General features: G+C 53.5%; 18 protein-coding genes and 1 riboswitch. Of the genes, 6 read left to right on the forward strand and 12 right to left on the reverse strand.

Annotation, left to right across the window (positions count from 1 at the left end; translation table 11 throughout):
- The first annotated feature begins 61 nt into the window (after positions 1–61).
- Positions 62–340: a stress-induced protein YchH gene (ychH, locus tag G8S19_RS09735; RefSeq protein WP_048211449.1), complete on the forward strand. Its 279-nt coding sequence runs from the start codon at positions 62–64 to the stop codon at positions 338–340.
- Between the two features lie 46 nt (positions 341–386).
- Here ychH and G8S19_RS09740 read toward each other — a convergent pair whose 3' ends face one another.
- From G8S19_RS09740 to prs, 10 genes are all read right to left on the reverse strand, one after another.
- The gene (locus G8S19_RS09740) at positions 387–1,196 is read right to left on the reverse strand and encodes a cytochrome c1 (RefSeq protein WP_121584724.1); all 810 of its coding nucleotides are present in this window, start codon (positions 1,194–1,196) and stop codon (positions 387–389) included.
- A gap of 4 nt (positions 1,197–1,200) precedes the next feature.
- A complete protein-coding gene (locus G8S19_RS09745; RefSeq protein WP_200046246.1) occupies positions 1,201–2,373 on the reverse strand; it encodes a cytochrome b N-terminal domain-containing protein in 1,173 nt (390 codons plus the stop codon).
- 1 nt (position 2,374) lies between these two features.
- The gene (petA, locus tag G8S19_RS09750) at positions 2,375–2,926 is read right to left on the reverse strand and encodes a ubiquinol-cytochrome c reductase iron-sulfur subunit (RefSeq protein ID WP_137345958.1); all 552 of its coding nucleotides are present in this window, start codon (positions 2,924–2,926) and stop codon (positions 2,375–2,377) included.
- A 24-nt stretch (positions 2,927–2,950) separates the two neighbouring features.
- On the reverse strand, positions 2,951–3,391 hold the full coding sequence (locus tag G8S19_RS09755; protein ID WP_048211453.1) for a pseudoazurin: 441 nt from the start codon (positions 3,389–3,391) through the stop codon (positions 2,951–2,953).
- An 18-nt stretch (positions 3,392–3,409) separates the two neighbouring features.
- Positions 3,410–4,189 (reverse strand): ABC transporter ATP-binding protein, encoded by a 780-nt coding sequence (locus G8S19_RS09760; protein ID WP_048211454.1) that lies wholly within the window; start codon positions 4,187–4,189, stop codon positions 3,410–3,412.
- Positions 4,186–5,250 carry an iron ABC transporter permease gene (locus G8S19_RS09765; RefSeq protein ID WP_115601907.1) on the reverse strand — a complete coding sequence of 355 codons (1,065 nt, stop codon included), beginning with the start codon at positions 5,248–5,250 and terminating at the stop codon, positions 4,186–4,188. Before G8S19_RS09765 ends, G8S19_RS09760 begins: the two co-directional genes overlap by 4 nt.
- Before the next feature lie 65 nt (positions 5,251–5,315).
- A complete protein-coding gene (locus G8S19_RS09770; protein ID WP_048212574.1) occupies positions 5,316–6,368 on the reverse strand; it encodes an ABC transporter substrate-binding protein in 1,053 nt (350 codons plus the stop codon).
- Positions 6,369–6,578: 210 nt separating this feature from the next.
- Positions 6,579–6,809, reverse strand: a riboswitch (cobalamin riboswitch).
- A 242-nt stretch (positions 6,810–7,051) separates the two neighbouring features.
- Complete coding sequence (locus G8S19_RS09775; protein ID WP_124021103.1) at positions 7,052–7,567, reverse strand: GNAT family N-acetyltransferase; 516 nt, start codon at positions 7,565–7,567, stop codon at positions 7,052–7,054.
- Positions 7,568–7,675: 108 nt separating this feature from the next.
- Positions 7,676–9,328 carry a C4-dicarboxylic acid transporter DauA gene (dauA, locus tag G8S19_RS09780; RefSeq protein ID WP_048211457.1) on the reverse strand — a complete coding sequence of 551 codons (1,653 nt, stop codon included), beginning with the start codon at positions 9,326–9,328 and terminating at the stop codon, positions 7,676–7,678.
- Positions 9,329–9,479: 151 nt separating this feature from the next.
- Positions 9,480–10,427, reverse strand: coding sequence for a ribose-phosphate diphosphokinase (gene prs, locus G8S19_RS09785; protein WP_001518537.1), 948 nt, complete (start codon positions 10,425–10,427; stop codon positions 9,480–9,482).
- A gap of 98 nt (positions 10,428–10,525) precedes the next feature.
- On the opposite strand from prs, the gene G8S19_RS09790 reads away from it, so the two are divergent.
- Positions 10,526–10,690, forward strand: a complete 165-nt coding sequence (locus G8S19_RS09790; protein WP_170973050.1) for a hypothetical protein — start codon at positions 10,526–10,528, stop codon at positions 10,688–10,690.
- Position 10,691: 1 nt separating this feature from the next.
- On the opposite strand, the gene ispE is transcribed toward G8S19_RS09790, so the two are convergent.
- Both ispE and lolB read right to left on the reverse strand, forming a co-directional pair.
- Positions 10,692–11,543, reverse strand: a complete 852-nt coding sequence (ispE, locus tag G8S19_RS09795; protein WP_048211458.1) for a 4-(cytidine 5'-diphospho)-2-C-methyl-D-erythritol kinase — start codon at positions 11,541–11,543, stop codon at positions 10,692–10,694.
- Positions 11,540–12,163: a lipoprotein insertase outer membrane protein LolB gene (lolB, locus tag G8S19_RS09800; protein ID WP_048211459.1), complete on the reverse strand. Its 624-nt coding sequence runs from the start codon at positions 12,161–12,163 to the stop codon at positions 11,540–11,542. The genes ispE and lolB overlap by 4 nt, the downstream gene beginning before the upstream one ends.
- A gap of 304 nt (positions 12,164–12,467) precedes the next feature.
- Between lolB and hemA the strand changes: the two genes are divergently transcribed.
- Genes hemA through sirB2 form a run of 4 tightly spaced genes read left to right on the forward strand, consistent with a single transcriptional unit; the run spans position 12,468 to position 16,070 of the window.
- On the forward strand, positions 12,468–13,724 hold the full coding sequence (hemA, locus tag G8S19_RS09805; protein ID WP_040233235.1) for a glutamyl-tRNA reductase: 1,257 nt from the start codon (positions 12,468–12,470) through the stop codon (positions 13,722–13,724).
- A gap of 41 nt (positions 13,725–13,765) precedes the next feature.
- Positions 13,766–14,848, forward strand: coding sequence for a peptide chain release factor 1 (gene prfA / locus G8S19_RS09810; protein ID WP_003020786.1), 1,083 nt, complete (start codon positions 13,766–13,768; stop codon positions 14,846–14,848).
- The gene (prmC, locus tag G8S19_RS09815; RefSeq protein ID WP_253686507.1) at positions 14,848–15,681 is read left to right on the forward strand and encodes a peptide chain release factor N(5)-glutamine methyltransferase; all 834 of its coding nucleotides are present in this window, start codon (positions 14,848–14,850) and stop codon (positions 15,679–15,681) included. Before prfA ends, prmC begins: the two co-directional genes overlap by 1 nt.
- Entirely contained in the window at positions 15,678–16,070 is a 393-nt protein-coding gene (gene sirB2 / locus G8S19_RS09820) for an invasion regulator SirB2 (protein WP_061068025.1), read from the forward strand. The genes prmC and sirB2 overlap by 4 nt, the downstream gene beginning before the upstream one ends.
- Position 16,071: the final 1 nt, after the last annotated feature.

A 16,071-nucleotide genomic window follows, 5' to 3' on the forward strand; every position in this document is an offset into this window, starting at 1 on the left:
TACTTTACACATAAGGATTAGGGGTATTCCCTGTAACAACCCAAAGTTCCGGAGGTGACACATGAAACGCAAAAACGCTTCGTTACTCGGTAACGTGCTCATGGCTTTAGGGTTGGTGGTGATGGTTGGTGGTGTTGGTTACTCTATTTTAAACCAGTTACCGCAATTTAATCTGCCACAGTTTTTTGCACATGGTGCCGTGCTCAGTATTTTTGTTGGTGGCGTCCTCTGGCTGGCGGGTGCCCGCGTCGGCGGACATGAACAAATCAGTGACCGCTACTGGTGGGTTCGCCATTACGACAAACGCTGCCGTCGTAATGATAGCCAACGCCACAGCTAAGTGCTGACATAACCTGCAGACCAGCCAGCGTTACGCTGACTGGTCGTTAGTTTTTCTCGTTGCTGCGCGAGCGGGATCGCATGCGCTGTAACAGTGCTAATAGCGCCAGCATACTCGCCAGATATCCCATAACGACCGCTCCCTGATGTTTTCTGCTCTCAAGCTGCGGGTCAGCGGCCCATGCCAGAAACGCGGTGACATCTCGTGCGTACTGTTCTTCCGTTTGGGGAGCATGCGTTTGCATAGCCCAGGTGATGTCATTGTCAGCCAGCGGTTTGGGCATATTAATCATCCCGCCAGGGAAAAAACGGTTGGTTTTCATCTCCGGGTCATCGGTTGCATACCCGGTCAGCAGCGCATAAACATAATCAGCGCCTTGCTCGGTGTAGGGGGTGAACGCATCCAGTAAAAATCGCGGAAACCCACGGTCGTAGGTTCGCGCTCGAACGATATAGCTCAGGTCAACCGGCAGCGCGCCATTATTAAGGTATTTTGCTTCCTGGTCATTCAGATAAGGTGACGCGAAAACATCGTTCAGATTGCCTTCCCGTTCGCCGGGTTGACCGTCGTCTTCAATTGTCGCGAAGACGTAGCCGCTGGCCAGTGTTTTGGCCTCCGCCTCACTGAGTTGCGGCCCTCCAGCTTTAGTTAACGTTTTGAAAGTGAGATATTTCATACCGTGGCAGGCCCGACATTTCTCTTCATAGACCTGCAGCCCGCGTCGCAGTTGTTCGCTATCGTGTTTACCGTTCACGCCGCTAAACGACCATGTCTGCGCGGTGGGTAGCTGTGCGCAAATCGCGTTGCTCAATAAAAGAGCCAGAGTCAGAGTTGCTGTGGGTAAAAATCGCGCCATGATGTCAGTCCTGTCGTTCCAGTAAACGTCGGCACGGCAGCACAAGCAGAAACCATGCAAAATAAATAACGGTTGAAAGCTGAGACGCCGCGCGTGTCCAGCCATCGTCATCGCTAAAACCATCAATTAAGTCCGGCCCGACCAATGCTTTTGAGCCCAACCAACCCAGAAAGAGCGCATTGGCGACCCACAGCCAAAAAATGGCTTTAACCAGCCGACTGTTATTACGAAACCGTGCGTGTGACGTATCCAGCCACGGGAGAAAATAGAAAATCAGTACCGCAGCGCACATCGCAGTGATGCCTGCCAGTTCATTGGGGAAGCAGCGCAAAATGGAGAAGAAAGGCAGGAAATACCATTCAGGCGCGACGATAGCCGGTGTGAGTGTCGGGTCTGCCGGAATAAAGTTATCGGCGCTGCTGAGATAGTGCGGCGCGAAAAACAGAAACCAGGCGAACAGCATTAAAAAGAGGGTGAGTTTGATTGCATCGTTTTCGGTGATGCGAAAATCGAACAACACACGCTGAGACTCTTTGGGCGAAAATGTTTTCTTCCGCGCGTGGGCAAAAGCCGACTGGACGGTACGGATGTGCCATACCGTAACCGCGACAATGGCGAAGGGGATGATAAAGTGAAGGACATAAAAACGGCCTAATGTCGGCGTGCCGGGCATATAGCCACCGACCAAAAAGGTATATAGCGTATCGCCAATAAACGGTATCGCCCGGGCGAAACTGGTGATGACCGTAGCGGCCCAGTAGCTTTTTTGCCCCCAAATCAGGCTATAGCCGAGAAACGCGGTGATCATCAACAGCACATACAGCGTCACGCTGATTGCCCACATCTTCAGATAGGGTTTGCGGTAGACGTTGTAATACATTGCCCGGAAAATATGCAGATAACAGGCGAAGAAAAAAAGCGACGCGCCAATAGCATGCAGATTGCGCACCAGCTCACCGTGTCTGACTGCGCGCAGAATATGAACAATAGAGTCAAAAGCGGATCCCGCTGTAGGCACATAGAACATAGCCAGCACGATACCGGAGAGCATTTGCACGCCCAGCATGACCAGCAATATGAGACCGATAGCAAAGATCCACACGCCAGCGACTGAGCGGGGGACAGGAAGACGAAACTGCAGGTGATACCAGGGGGAGGACGGATAAGCGGATTTCATCTCAGGCATCCTTCGTACCAATACGCAGACTCAGGCCGTCAGCCGACACGCTAAAGTCAGGGATGGCCAGATTCGCCGTGGCCGGGCCTCGTGTTACGCGCCCGGAGGTGTCAAACTCTGAACCATGACATGGGCAGACCCAGCCCTGTCCGTTGGGGTTGGCATTGGGTACACAACCCGCGTGGGGGCAGTAACCTTGTACTACCAGCCACTGTGGATGTGCCGCTGCCACCCGCTCGCTATCCGCCTGTGGATCGGCCAGTAGACGCAGATCAGCTTGCCGCGCCGCGGCAATCTCCTCCGCCGTGCGGTGGCGAATCAGGATCAGTTTTCCCTGCCAGATACGCTTCACCGTCTGGCCTGCTGTTACGCCTGCGAGGGAGACATCAACAGGTTCATTTTCCGCCATCGTTTTATCATCCGGACCCAGCGCGGAAATGAGTGGCCAGACGGCGGCAGTCACGCCCGCTGCGCCGACAAATTTCGTCAGCTTGCACAGGCAATCGCGCCGCTGAGTTTGGATTGTTTCGCTAAGCGTTTTTTTGTCCACCACCGTTATTCTCCCTTTGTGACGGCGTTACTGTTTATCGATGCGGGTATAAATTTCCTGAAAACGCTTATCGGCAAGACCAGGGGCTTTGAACGCGCGGTAGCTGTCGGGTAAAACGGCGTCGCCGACTTTAATCAGCATGATCATGCCCTGCGCGTAGTGCGGTGAACATTTGATGCCGTAGAAACCTGCGTTGTCGTATTTCACTTCAATCTCTTCATCGATTTTGCCGATAAAGCCGGGGTATCCGGCGGGAGAGAGTTCGGCAATCGACGCGGCATTGTGGCTCTTATGTTTGCGGATAAACTTCACGCTATCACCTGGCTGGATCGCCAGATAGTCCGGCTCATAAACCATCGGGCCGCCTGTACCGCGATTTTTCATCAGCACTTCGTAGGTTTGTGCAAAAGCCGTCGAGGTGAAGGCTAACAGACATAAGATTTGCAAACTTTGCTTAACACATTTCATTGCGGTTCCTTTCGGTGTTTACGCGGGGCGTTGGTAACGGATAAAACAGTTCTCTTCGTCGGGGGCGTGTTCGACAATCGCGTCGATCCCAAACCAGCTATTAAGATTTTCACGGGTAAAAATGGCGGCAGGACGCCCCTGCATCGCCAGCTGTCCGGCTTTCATCACCATGATGCGGTCGCAGAACATCGCCGCATGATTCAGGTCGTGTAGGGCGGCGATGACGGTGAGTTTTTCACGTTTAACCAGATTGAGCAGGCCAATCTGATGCTGGATATCAAGATGGTTTGTCGGCTCATCCATCAGCAGTACCTGCGGCTGTTGTGCCAGCGCTCTGGCGATGTGCAGACGTTGACGCTCTCCGCCGGAGAAGGTATGCCAGCAGCGATGCTGCATGTTTTGTAGAGCGACTTTCTCCAGCATCGTCTGCACAATATCGTCGTCTTTCCTCGACCACGGCGACAGCAGGCTCAGCCATGGCGTGCGGCCAAGCGAAACCGCCTGAATGGCGGTAAGACGCTCACTGGTTTCAGCCTGTTGTTCAACCAGTGCCACCTTTTGCGCCAGATGGCGGCGTGAATAGCGTCGAATATCCTGATGGTTTAACGTAACGTGCCCGGAAGACGGTTTCAGTAAACCCGCCAGGAGCGAAATCAGCGATGTTTTCCCGGAACCATTGGGGCCGATAATGCCGACAAACTCGCCGCGCGAGACCTGAAAAGAGACATCATTGACGATGGCTTTGCCTTTGACCTCCCAGTACAGATGCTGGGCGTTTACCACAGGATTAGCGGTCATTTCCCCGGATTCCCTCGTATCAAAATGATGGCAAATGCAGGTGCGCCGACCAGTGCGGTAATCACGCCGATCGGCAAGACCTGTCCTGGAAGTAAGGTGCGTGAAATAACATCCGCGACGATAAGGAAAATGGCACCAATAAGAGCGCTGACGGGCAATAGGCGATGGTGCTGATTTCCCACCAGTAACCGCGCAGCATGGGGGATGACCAGTCCGACAAAGCCAATGGCGCCGACGATTGATACCATTATGGCCGTCATCCCTGTTACGGCGGCAATCAGTACGCCACGGGTGCGTTTAACGGGAATGCCCAACGATGCCGCCGATTCCGCGCCAAACGAGAAAGCATCCAGATGGCGGGCGTAGCAAAAGCAAACGACGATGCCAATCAGCGCAGTAGGGATGGCCAGCACGACATCCGGCCAGCGTACCCCGCTGAGATTGCCCAGCAGCCAGAACATGATGCCCCGAGCCTGTTCGGCATTGGCTGAGCGCGTAATGATGAGCGAGGTAATGGCATTGAACAGCTGCGAACTGGCAATCCCGGCGAGAATGATTTGCGTGGTGGCCGAGCCGCTTTTGCCCCTTGCCGCCATCGCCAATAGCGCGACAAACAGAAATGCCGTCAGCGCGCCAATAAACGCGCCAAGCGACATGGAAATGATCCCTGCGCCAAGTCCGGTCAGGGCGATGAGCACCGCGCCCGTTGAGGCTCCGGCAGAAATACCCAGCAGGTAAGGTTCGGCCAGCGCATTGCGCAGCAGCGACTGGAGAACCACGCCTGAAACCGCCAGACAGGCTCCGCAACAGGCGGAAACCAGCGCGCGGGTCAGGCGGTAGTTCCAGATAATCCCGGCATCAAGCGCATCCACCGCATACTGCGTATCAAACAAGCGGTTTGCCAGCGTATGGCTGACATGCCGCCACGGGATAACCGTCTCACCGATTGAAATGCCCGCCAGAAGGACGCCGCACATCACCATGCTGACCCACAGCGCGTGGAACAGCGTCCTGCCTGCAAGCTGGCTCATGGCATGACGCGTCCTGCGTAATTCGCTCATTGTTTACGACTTCCCGGAATACGAAAGGGCGCTATGCCCGTATAAGGCATAACGCGCGACGAGAGTTAGTGAGTCGTCTGAGGGTGCGCCAGACCATATTGCACCAGCGCATCGGCGAGTTTTTCCAGTCCGTCAATGGTTCTGATACCCGCGTTCATGGTTTGCACGTCGATCACCGGCAGGTGGTTTTCTTTCACTGCCGGGATCAGCCGGGTAACAGGATCGGACGTGAGGTATTCCATTTTGACTTTCCAGTCATCGGCCGGGAAGCGGCGACGGCCCATCTCGCCGAGGACGATGACCGATGGATTGGCTTTGGCAATGGTTTCCCAACCTACTGTTGGCCACTCCTCGGCGGAATCAATGACATTTTTCACCCCAAGAGATTGCGCTATCCACGCCGCGGGGCCAAATTTCCCGGCGACATAGGGGTCAAGCTGCAGGTCGGCGCTGGAGAACCAAAAGACGGCAGATACGTGGTTGTCCATGCCGGCAATCTTAGCTTTCGCAGCGGCTTCACGTGCTTTCAGGCTGGCAATCAGTTCATCGCCTTTGTCCTGTACATCAAAAATTTTCGCCAGGTCGGCAATTTCCTGATAGACCATGGCGATATCAAACATGCTCTTACGCACGCCGTCGCCGCCGTCTTCGTTGTCTTTGGCACAATCGGCTGGGGCGGTATAAACCGGAACGTGTAATTCGCTAAATTGTTCGTAAGAGGCAACTGTGCCCGCAGGGCCAATCTGCCATTCAAACTGACTGGCCACCAGATCCGGTTTTTTCGCAATAATCCCTTCGAAACTCGGGATGTTTTGCGCAATGACTGCAATCTTGTCATTCGCTGCTTTGTACTGTTCAGGTACCGGGCCAAACCACAGTGATGTTCCAACAACACGATCGGCCAGACCCAGGGAATAGAGGATTTCAGTACTGTTTTGTCCAACGGTAGTCACGCGTTTTGGCGCATGATTAAACGTAATATCCCTACCACAGTTTTTGATCGTTAATGGATATTCTGTTTTTGCCGCAGAAGCCATATTGCTGGTCAGGAAGAGTGCTGCGCCAGTCAGTGCCAGAAGTGAAAGTTTGCAATAAGCAGAAGTTATTTTTGCGTGCATTAGCGTTGTCCCGTTCATGCCAGAATCTGAACGTCTGGTCATGGTTCATTTCGTTCCATAAATTCGGGACAGGCACATGACGATAGATGACATCTAATCGTGAACTGCGGGCAAGATAATATGAAAATAAAACATATTGTTGCCAATTTGTTCAGAAATTATATTATTCATTCGTCAAATAAATCACCCCATGGACCATCCCGTCCACTCAATGTATACAACCTTGACAGCAGGTCTCCTGGCTCGCGGCAATCTGAATATCGGCCTTCCCATAAAGGCGTTCTTTACAGTGACCTGTCGTGGATAATCCACGACACAGTGATATTCAGTTTCCGCTTACAGTTGCGGGGGCAGCTATGGCATAAGATTAAAATAATCCGCACCATATTCCGTTTCAAAATGATAAATAGATTCTGAAATACTGTCGGTGGGGACTTTATCGGTATCGAATAGCCTCGTCAACCGCTTGAATAAGTAGGGTTGATACCGCTTTTATTTTTAAATTCAATAAAATCAATTCGTTGCTTTGGTGTTTGCGACATTAATTATGTGAAAAACACAAATGCCGATAAACTAAATGAGAATTGTTTGATGTTGATCAATTAATGTTTTCTTTGCCGAGTTGACCACGCTTAATAACGAAATTTACTGTGATATTTAATTATTTGCGCGGCGTCACATTTTTATTGGTATTTTTCCATGTGTACGATTTGCTGTTCGCCACCTTCATCAAAAAAGACGGTAAAGTGATTTCGCAACCAAAACTGATAGCCACCAGGTAAAAAATGGTGGGTGTGCAGATAGCGTGTTTTATATTGTTGTCGGTCGCAAAATTGTTCCGCCAGCAGGACAAGTTGGCTGCCTATGCCTTGCCGACGATATTCCTGTGCGACGTAGCAGCGACAAATTTCCGCGGTTGAGGATAATTGATAGCGTCCGCGCAGTGCCGGTATTCGGTCATCGTACTGACAGACCGCCAGCGTAGCGATAAGTTGCTGTCGGTTATTCCATGCGCCGAGCAACAGATTTCGCGGTTGATGGAGGTAGTGTGAGCGCAGATTTAATACATCTGCATGCGGTTCAGGTGCTGGTCGGTTAGCGTTAAAATAGAGATTTAAATGGTGGATAATAAACGACTGAACGGACGAAATATCAGCCTCAGTTATTTCACGGAATATAAATGTAGTATCAGCGTTCATCGTTGCAGATATCATCAGAACCAGGGGAACTGGATAATAGCAACTCAGACGCGTTTACAGAAGAGAAGTGTTACCGGCAAGCCTGCGCAAGCCGGTAACATCGTATGATTAAATATCTGCCAGCGCGGCATCACGGTTCGGGAAGAACGCCAGACGGCCGGGGATGGGTTGGATACCCGCGCGTGCCATGGTGCGTAGCGGTTGGAATTCCAGATTACTGATACGCAACTCACAACCTTCCGGCAGGCGTTTAACAAAACGCTGGAAGGCGTCCAGACCACCGGCATCCAGTACCGGGACCGCGTCCCACTTCAGCACCACAATGCGTTTGCCTTCAAGGCGAGATTCGAGATCGGTAAAGAGTCCCTCTGCTGCGGCAAAGAAAAGCGGGCCAATAACGCGTAGTACCAGTACATCGTTTGGTACGTCTACGTTGACCGGCGCCAGACGCGTCATGCGTGCAATACGGCGCATAAACAGCAGCGAAGCGAGAACGATACCGACGCTGATGGCGATAACCATATCGAACAGCACCGTCAAAGACATACACATCAGCATAACGATGATGTCGTCTTTTGGCGCGTGGCGCAGGAGATCCACAACTTTATGCGCTTCACTCATGTTCCATGCCACCATCAGCAGCAGGGCAGCCATCGCGGACAGCGGTAACCAGGAAAGCAGCGGCGCAAGCACCAGCAGGGCGAGGATCACCAGAATCGCGTGAATGACCGCAGAAATTGGCGACGTTGCGCCGGCACGAACGTTAGCCGCAGAACGGGCAATTGCCGCAGTGGCAGTGATACCGCCAAAGAACGGTGCGACGATGTTGCCCAGACCCTGACCAATCAATTCGCTATTGGCCTTATGCTTGGTGCCGGTCATCCCATCGAGGACGACAGCGCACAGCAGAGATTCGATTGCCCCGAGCATTGCCATCGAAAAGGCTGCGGGTAACAGTGCCTGTAATGAACTCCAGCTCAGCGTAAAGTTGGACCCTGGCATATCCCATGGCAGTACCAACTGCGGCAGCAGCTGTGGGATACCGTTACCCTGCGAGCCATCGGCCAGAATGTAATGGAACTGAGACCCGATGGTCGCTACATGGCCACCCGTCAGGTTCACGATACCCATCACCGCGCAGCCAGCCAGCAGAGCCGGAAGGTGGCCCGGCAGTCGGATCCCCAGTCGCGGCCAGAAAATCAGGATCCCCAGTGTGACCACGCCAATCGCGGCATCCCCCACGTTGATGGTTGGCAGGGCCATAAACAGCGCGCCGACCTTCTGCAGGTAGTGCTCAGGGACATGAGCCATCTGCAGGCCAAGAAAATCTTTAATCTGCATGGTACCGATGGTGATACCAATACCCGAGGTAAAACCTAACGTAACGGACACCGGAATGTATTCGATCAGGCGGCCAAATCGAGCGAGGCCGAAAAGGATCAGGAATATCCCGGACATTAGCGTGGCGACCAGCAGACCTGCCAGTCCAAACTGTTGCGACACCGGATACAAAATCACCACGAAGGCGGCAGTTGGGCCTGATACGCTAAAGCGTGAGCCCCCGGTGAGGGCGATAACAATCCCAGCCACGGCAGAGGTGTACAGGCCGTACTGTGGTGCAACGCCACTACCGATTGCCAGCGCCATCGCCAGCGGAATGGCAATTATCCCAACCGTTATCCCGGCGATCAGGTCGCGGGTAAAGCGAGAAACGGTATATTTTTCTTTCCAACAAGCGTCGATGAGGGCGCGGAAAGGCATCACATGTGAGGAAAATAATCTGTTCACAATAATGTTTCATCCATGGGCGCATCATCTGTCAATTGAATGGCAGGTGAAGGAGGCAAAAGTCATACAAATAAATATTACAGATAAAAAAACCCGCCGCAGCGGGTTTTTGAGCCGGGTTCGATTAATGCTCGAACATAGCAGAGATGGATTCTTCGTTGCTGATACGACGAATCGCTTCGGCCAGCATACCCGACAGAGTCAACGTACGCACGTTTGGCAGTGCTTTGATTTCGTCGGTCAGTGGAATGGTGTCACAGACAACGACTTCATCAATTACTGAGTTGCGCAGGTTGTTTGCCGCATTACCTGAGAAGATCGGGTGAGTTGCATAAGCAAATACGCGTTTAGCACCACGCTCTTTCAGCGCTTCAGCTGCTTTACACAGCGTACCGCCGGTATCGATCATGTCATCAACCAGCACGCAGTCACGGCCCGCAACGTCACCAATGATGTGCATCACCTGAGAAACGTTCGCACGCGGGCGACGTTTATCGATGATAGCCATATCGGTATCGTTCAGCAGTTTAGCGATAGCGCGGGCACGCACGACGCCACCGATGTCTGGAGAAACCACAATCGGGTTGTCCAGATTCAACTGCAGCATGTCTTCTAACAGAATCGGGCTACCGAATACGTTATCAACCGGCACATCAAAGAAGCCCTGGATCTGTTCAGCATGCAGGTCAACGGTGAGGACGCGGTCAACGCCAACGCTGGACAGGAAGTCCGCGACGACTTTAGCGGTAATCGGAACACGAGCAGAACGTACGCGACGATCCTGACGTGCATAGCCGAAGTAAGGGATAACGGCGGTGATACGGCCTGCGGAAGCACGGCGCAGCGCATCAACCATAACGACCAATTCCATCAGGTTGTCGTTAGTAGGGGCACAAGTGGACTGGATGATGAAAATATCACCACCGCGTACATTTTCATTAATTTGTACGCTGACTTCGCCGTCGCTAAAGCGACCTACAGCGGCGTCGCCGAGTGAAGTGTACAGGCGGTTGGCAATACGTTGTGCTAGTTCCGGGGTGGCGTTACCAGCAAAAAGCTTCATATCAGGCACGAGAAGAACCTCAGGCATGCGTCCATTGGTGGAAAGAATCTGCCGAAAACTGTGCGGGCCAGGCAGTATCCTCTCCAGGCGGTGTATTAAAGAGCGCGATGCAACGTCTGGAACAGGGTGACGTTGTCACCGCAACTCAGCTTGCCCGGCTTACTCGTCATCAGCCGCGTTTCATGTGCTGGCATCAATTTCTCACACCAGTCACATACTTTTGTATGTGTCTGGCGATTCGTCATCTCGCCATCTTCCTGAAACCCAAATGATTTAGAGTAGCGCTCTGTGCAATGGGGAGAGGTTGACACCTTTCGCCACAAAGCCTTTGAGCCAATCCGGGGCTTGCTCAAGCACCTGGCGAGCACGAGACTCAGTGTCAAATTCAGCAAAGACACAAGCCCCTGTACCAGTCAGGCGCGACGGCGCGTATTCTAACAGCCAGGAAAGCGCCGCATCAACCTCGCGAAAACGTTTTCTTGCGATAACCTCGCAATCATTGCCGAATTCACATTTTAGTAACGTTTCTATTGACCTTTTTGGCGTGTTACGGGGGAGGTCAGGATCGTTAAAAATCACCGGCGTTGGAATACTGACTCCCGGATGGGCGACCAGGTACCATTTTTCTGCTGGATTGACCGGCGTCAGAATTTCTCCTACGCCTTCAGCAAAGGCTGCGTGACCGCGAACGAATACCGGTACGTCGGCGCCCAGCGTTAAGCCCAGTATTGCCAGTTCATCTACAGACAACCCACACTGCCACAGATGATTCAGCGCCACTAAAACGGTCGCCGCATTCGATGAGCCACCACCGAGGCCGCCGCCCATCGGCAGGCGTTTGTCGATACTGATGTCCGCGCCGCTCCCTTTGGGAAGACGATTGCTTTCAGACGCCGTTGTCATTAGCAAACGCGCTGCGCGAACGATCAGGTTGTCTTCATGCTCAACCCCATCAACGGGCGTTAACAGATGAATTTCACCGTCGCTGCGCAGCGCAATATCTATCGTATCGCCGTAATCCAGAAACTGGAACAACGTCTGCAGCGTGTGATAACCGTCCGCACGCTGCCCGGTGATGTATAGAAATAAATTCAATTTTGCCGGAGAGGGCCAACGGGTCATCATTTCACAATCCAGTTATCCATTTTCAGCTTAATGCGCTGGGAGCCGTCGGACAGCTCCATATTTGCAGGCATCGCCGGCTGTGTTTTGCTGTCGTAGGCGCTGTACACGACTTTCCAGCTTTTGCCATCTTTACTGTAATTCACTTCGCTCAGACGATATTGGTCGTCAAGTTTATAATCGGTGGCGTCTCCCGGCAGACCCAGGATCCACTGGCGCAAGCTGTTCAATGGAATAGGCATGCCGGTCAGTTTACCAATCATCTCTTCGGCGTCGTCAGCGGTGTAGTGCTTCCCTTTGTTGTCGACGAGTTCCACGTTGCCCGGTTGCGCGTTCAGTTCCAGTTCGGTACTGCCCAACGGATTGGTTAGCAGAAGGCGATAGCGATCCTGGCCAGTTTGCTGCCAGAAAAAGCGGGCATACACTTTCTGCTGGTCGGAAATATAGGCAAACGCACCGCGTGTCTGATATTGGTTCAGGGCGCGCACTTCCTGCTGGTGCTGGCGCCACTGCGGAGAGTCGGGGCTTTTGCCGGGACCTTTCGGCGCGTTGAGCGTACAGGCAGTAAGAACCAGGGCCGCCAGCGGCAGCAGGCGAATCAGGCGAAAATCAGGCAGGGTCATAATGATGACAAATCCTTGTAATACGGTGCATTAATTGCCTGATGGCGCGGCGCTTATCAGGCCTACAAACTGAATTCGCAGGTCGGAAAAGACGCGTTTTTCGCCATCCGGCAAAATCATGCCAGCGGTTGCAGTTATAACCCTTAATGCTAGCGCCGACCGTGAATATCGTCTACGGTCACGTTATCTTAATTTAAACCGTAAGCTATTACTCCAAAAGGGGGCAGTCTCTTTTATTGGCTGCACGCATCCTGTATGATGCTCCCAGTCTAACCTTATCAACGCTGGTACTATTCCCGCACACATGACCCTTTTAGCGCTTGGTATTAACCATAAAACGGCACCTGTATCGCTGCGAGAACGCGTAACGTTTTCGCCGGATACGCTCGATCAGGCGCTGGACAGCCTGCTTGCGCAGCCAATGGTGCAGGGCGGGGTAGTGCTGTCGACGTGTAACCGCACAGAGCTGTATCTCAGCGTAGAAGAGCAGGATAACCTGCAGGAAGCGCTGATTCGCTGGCTGTGTGAGTACCACAATCTGAACGAAGAAGACCTGCGCAGTAGCCTCTACTGGCACCAGGACAACGACGCCGTCAGCCATCTGATGCGTGTCGCCAGCGGTCTGGATTCGCTGGTGCTTGGCGAGCCACAAATTCTGGGGCAGGTGAAAAAAGCCTTTGCGGACTCGCAAAAAGGCCATCTGAACGCCAGTGCGCTGGAACGTATGTTCCAGAAATCATTCTCTGTCGCGAAGCGTGTACGCACAGAAACGGATATCGGTGCCAGCGCGGTGTCCGTCGCGTTTGCTGCCTGTACCCTGGCGCGGCAGATCTTTGAATCCCTTTCCACGGTAACCGTGTTGTTAGTGGGTGCCGGCGAGACCATCGAGCTGGTGGCGCGACATCTGCGTGAGCACAAAGTGAAGAAGATGATCATCGCTAACCGCACACGTGAGCGTGCGCAGGTGCTGGCCGATGAAGTCGGCGCCGAGGTGATTTCTCTGAGCGATATTGATGCCCGCTTACAGGATGCCGATATTATTATCAGCTCTACCGCCAGCCCGCTGCCTATTATTGGCAAGGGGATGGTCGAACGTGCGCTAAAAAATCGCCGTAATCAGCCTATGCTGCTGGTCGATATTGCGGTACCACGCGATGTTGAACCGGAAGTGGGCAAACTGTCCAACGCCTATTTGTACAGTGTTGACGACCTGCAAAGCATCATTTCGCATAACCTGGCGCAGCGCAAAGCGGCCGCCGTGGAAGCGGAAACCATCGTTGCGCAGGAAACCAGCGAGTTTATGGCCTGGCTGCGAGCACAAAGCGCAAGCGAGACCATCCGCGATTATCGCAGTCAGTCTGAACAAATCCGTGATGAACTGACCGCTAAAGCGTTGGCTGCTCTGGAACAGGGCGGTGATGCGCAAGCCATTATGCAGGACCTGGCGTGGAAGCTGACTAACCGCCTGATCCACGCACCAACCAAATCACTTCAACAGGCCGCCCGTGACGGGGACAGTGAACGCCTGAATATTCTGCGCGACAGCCTCGGGCTGGAGTAGCAATACACCAATCTCATTTTTTACAGGGTGCATTTACGCCTATGAAGCCTTCTATCGTTGCCAAACTGGAAGCCCTGCATGAACGCCATGAAGAAGTTCAGGCGCTGCTCGGTGATGCGGGAACTATCGCAGACCAGGATCGCTTTCGTGCGCTGTCGCGCGAATATGCGCAATTAAGCGATGTCTCTCGCTGTTTTACGGACTGGCAACAGGTTCAGGAAGATATCGAGACGGCTCAGATGATGCTCGACGATCCTGAAATGCGTGAAATGGCGCAGGATGAACTGCGCGAAGCAAAAGAGAAATGCGAGCAGTTGGAACAGCATCTGCAGGTCCTGCTGTTACCTAAAGACCCCGATGACGAACGTAACGCCTTCCTCGAAGTGCGTGCGGGAACCGGTGGTGATGAAGCGGCGCTGTTTGCCGGCGATCTGTTCCGCATGTACAGCCGTTACGCTGAATCGCGTCGCTGGCGGGTAGAGATCATGAGCGCCAGCGAAGGCGAACATGGCGGGTTTAAAGAAGTCATTGCCAAGATTAGCGGCGAAGGCGTTTACGGGCGACTGAAGTTTGAGTCCGGCGGCCATCGCGTGCAGCGCGTACCTGCGACGGAATCGCAGGGGCGTATTCATACTTCTGCCTGTACGGTCGCTGTCATGCCGGAACTGCCGGATGCCGAACTGCCGGACATCAACCCGGCCGATCTGCGTATTGATACCTTCCGTTCATCAGGCGCGGGCGGTCAGCACGTTAACACCACCGACTCCGCAATCCGTATTACCCACTTACCGACCGGTATCGTGGTGGAATGCCAGGACGAACGTTCACAGCATAAAAACAAAGCCAAAGCGATGTCGGTGCTGGGGGCGCGAATTCGTGCCGCCGAAGTGGCAAGACGTCAACAGGCGGAAGCCTCTGAACGTCGTAACCTGTTGGGCAGCGGCGATCGCAGCGATCGTAACCGCACCTATAACTTCCCGCAGGGTCGTGTGACCGATCACCGCATTAACCTGACGCTCTACCGTCTGGATGAAGCGATGGAAGGCAAACTGGATATGCTGATTGAGCCGATTGTCCAGGAATACCAGGCCGACCAACTGGCGGCGTTGTCCGAGCAGGATTAATGGATTATCAGCACTGGCTGCGTGAAGCGATAAGCCAATTACAGGCAAGCGAAAGCCCGCGCCGCGACGCCGAGATTTTACTCGAGTTTGTCACCGGTAAGGGGCGCACCTTTATTCTGGCGTTCGGCGAAACGGTGTTAACCGAGGCGCAGCGTCAACTGCTCGATACATTACTGGAACGCCGTCAGCGGGGTGAGCCGGTGGCACATCTGACCGGCGTGCGCGAGTTCTGGTCGCTGCCGCTGTTTGTGTCTCCGGCTACGCTTATTCCACGCCCGGATACCGAGTGCCTGGTTGAACAGGCACTGGCGCGTTTGCCTGCCTCGCCGTGCCGTATTCTCGACTTGGGAACCGGTACAGGCGCCATCGCGCTGGCGCTGGCGTCTGAGCGTCCGGATTGCACGGTGACAGCAGTTGACCGCATGCCGGATGCCGTAAACCTGGCAAACCGCAATCGACAAAATCTGGCTATCGACAATGTGCATGTGTTGCAAAGTGACTGGTTCAGTGCTTTGCAGGGGCAGCAGTTTGAGATGATCGTCAGTAACCCGCCGTACATCGACGAGCAGGATCCTCACCTGGCGCAGGGCGATGTACGTTTTGAGCCGCTATCGGCACTGGTAGCGGGCGAGCAGGGTATGGCGGATATCGTGCATATCATTGATCAGTCTCGACACATGCTAACGCCCGGCGGTTATCTGTTGCTGGAACATGGCTGGCAACAGGGTGAGGCGGTACGCGACGCGTTTACCCGCGCAGGTTACCAGGCGGTTGAAACCTGTCGTGACTATGGCGGCAACGAGCGGATTACGCTCGGGCGCATCCCATCATGAATTCGTTCAGCACACTACTTACTATTCATCTCGTTAGCATCGTGCTTTCTGTCGGGCTACTCACGTTGCGTTTTTGGTGGCGTTCTACCAATACACGTCTTGCATCATCGCGCTGGACGCGTATTCTGCCACCGATCATTGATACCGTTTTACTCCTCAGCGGCGTGGCGTTGATCGCTAAAACGCACATCCTGCCATTCACCGAGCAGGGGACATGGCTGACTGAAAAGCTGTTTGGGGTTATCATTTACATCGTTTTGGGTTTTATTGCGCTCGATTACCGTCGGGCGCGCAGTCAGCAGGCGCGATTAATCGCATTTCCGCTGGCGCTGGTGGTGCTGTACATCATCATTAAACTCGCCACCACAAAAATACCGTTACTGGGGTAAG

This window comes from Citrobacter sp. SX206 (assembly GCF_024181025.1).
Taxonomy (GTDB): Bacteria; Pseudomonadota; Gammaproteobacteria; order Enterobacterales; family Enterobacteriaceae; genus Citrobacter; species Citrobacter youngae.

Excerpts from the sequence above, each read along its gene's own strand:
- dauA (WP_048211457.1), bottom strand. The coding sequence starts at position 9,328 with ATGCCTTTCCGCGCCCTCATCGACGCTTGTTGGAAAGAAAAATATACC.
- G8S19_RS09775 (WP_124021103.1), bottom strand. The coding sequence starts at position 7,567 with ATGAACGCTGATACTACATTTATATTCCGTGAAATAACTGAGGCTGAT.
- G8S19_RS09770 (WP_048212574.1), bottom strand. The coding sequence starts at position 6,368 with ATGCACGCAAAAATAACTTCTGCTTATTGCAAACTTTCACTTCTGGCA.
- G8S19_RS09755 (WP_048211453.1), bottom strand. The coding sequence starts at position 3,391 with ATGAAATGTGTTAAGCAAAGTTTGCAAATCTTATGTCTGTTAGCCTTC.
- G8S19_RS09740 (WP_121584724.1), bottom strand. The coding sequence starts at position 1,196 with ATGGCGCGATTTTTACCCACAGCAACTCTGACTCTGGCTCTTTTATTG.
- prmC (WP_253686507.1), top strand. The coding sequence starts at position 14,848 with ATGGATTATCAGCACTGGCTGCGTGAAGCGATAAGCCAATTACAGGCA.
- lolB (WP_048211459.1), bottom strand. The coding sequence starts at position 12,163 with ATGACCCTGCCTGATTTTCGCCTGATTCGCCTGCTGCCGCTGGCGGCC.
- G8S19_RS09765 (WP_115601907.1), bottom strand. The coding sequence starts at position 5,250 with ATGAGCGAATTACGCAGGACGCGTCATGCCATGAGCCAGCTTGCAGGC.
- prfA (WP_003020786.1), top strand. The coding sequence starts at position 13,766 with ATGAAGCCTTCTATCGTTGCCAAACTGGAAGCCCTGCATGAACGCCAT.
- ychH (WP_048211449.1), top strand. The coding sequence starts at position 62 with ATGAAACGCAAAAACGCTTCGTTACTCGGTAACGTGCTCATGGCTTTA.
- G8S19_RS09760 (WP_048211454.1), bottom strand. The coding sequence starts at position 4,189 with ATGACCGCTAATCCTGTGGTAAACGCCCAGCATCTGTACTGGGAGGTC.
- G8S19_RS09745 (WP_200046246.1), bottom strand. The coding sequence starts at position 2,373 with ATGAAATCCGCTTATCCGTCCTCCCCCTGGTATCACCTGCAGTTTCGT.
- ispE (WP_048211458.1), bottom strand. The coding sequence starts at position 11,543 with ATGATGACCCGTTGGCCCTCTCCGGCAAAATTGAATTTATTTCTATAC.
- G8S19_RS09790 (WP_170973050.1), top strand. The coding sequence starts at position 10,526 with ATGCAACGTCTGGAACAGGGTGACGTTGTCACCGCAACTCAGCTTGCC.
- sirB2 (WP_061068025.1), top strand. The coding sequence starts at position 15,678 with ATGAATTCGTTCAGCACACTACTTACTATTCATCTCGTTAGCATCGTG.
- hemA (WP_040233235.1), top strand. The coding sequence starts at position 12,468 with ATGACCCTTTTAGCGCTTGGTATTAACCATAAAACGGCACCTGTATCG.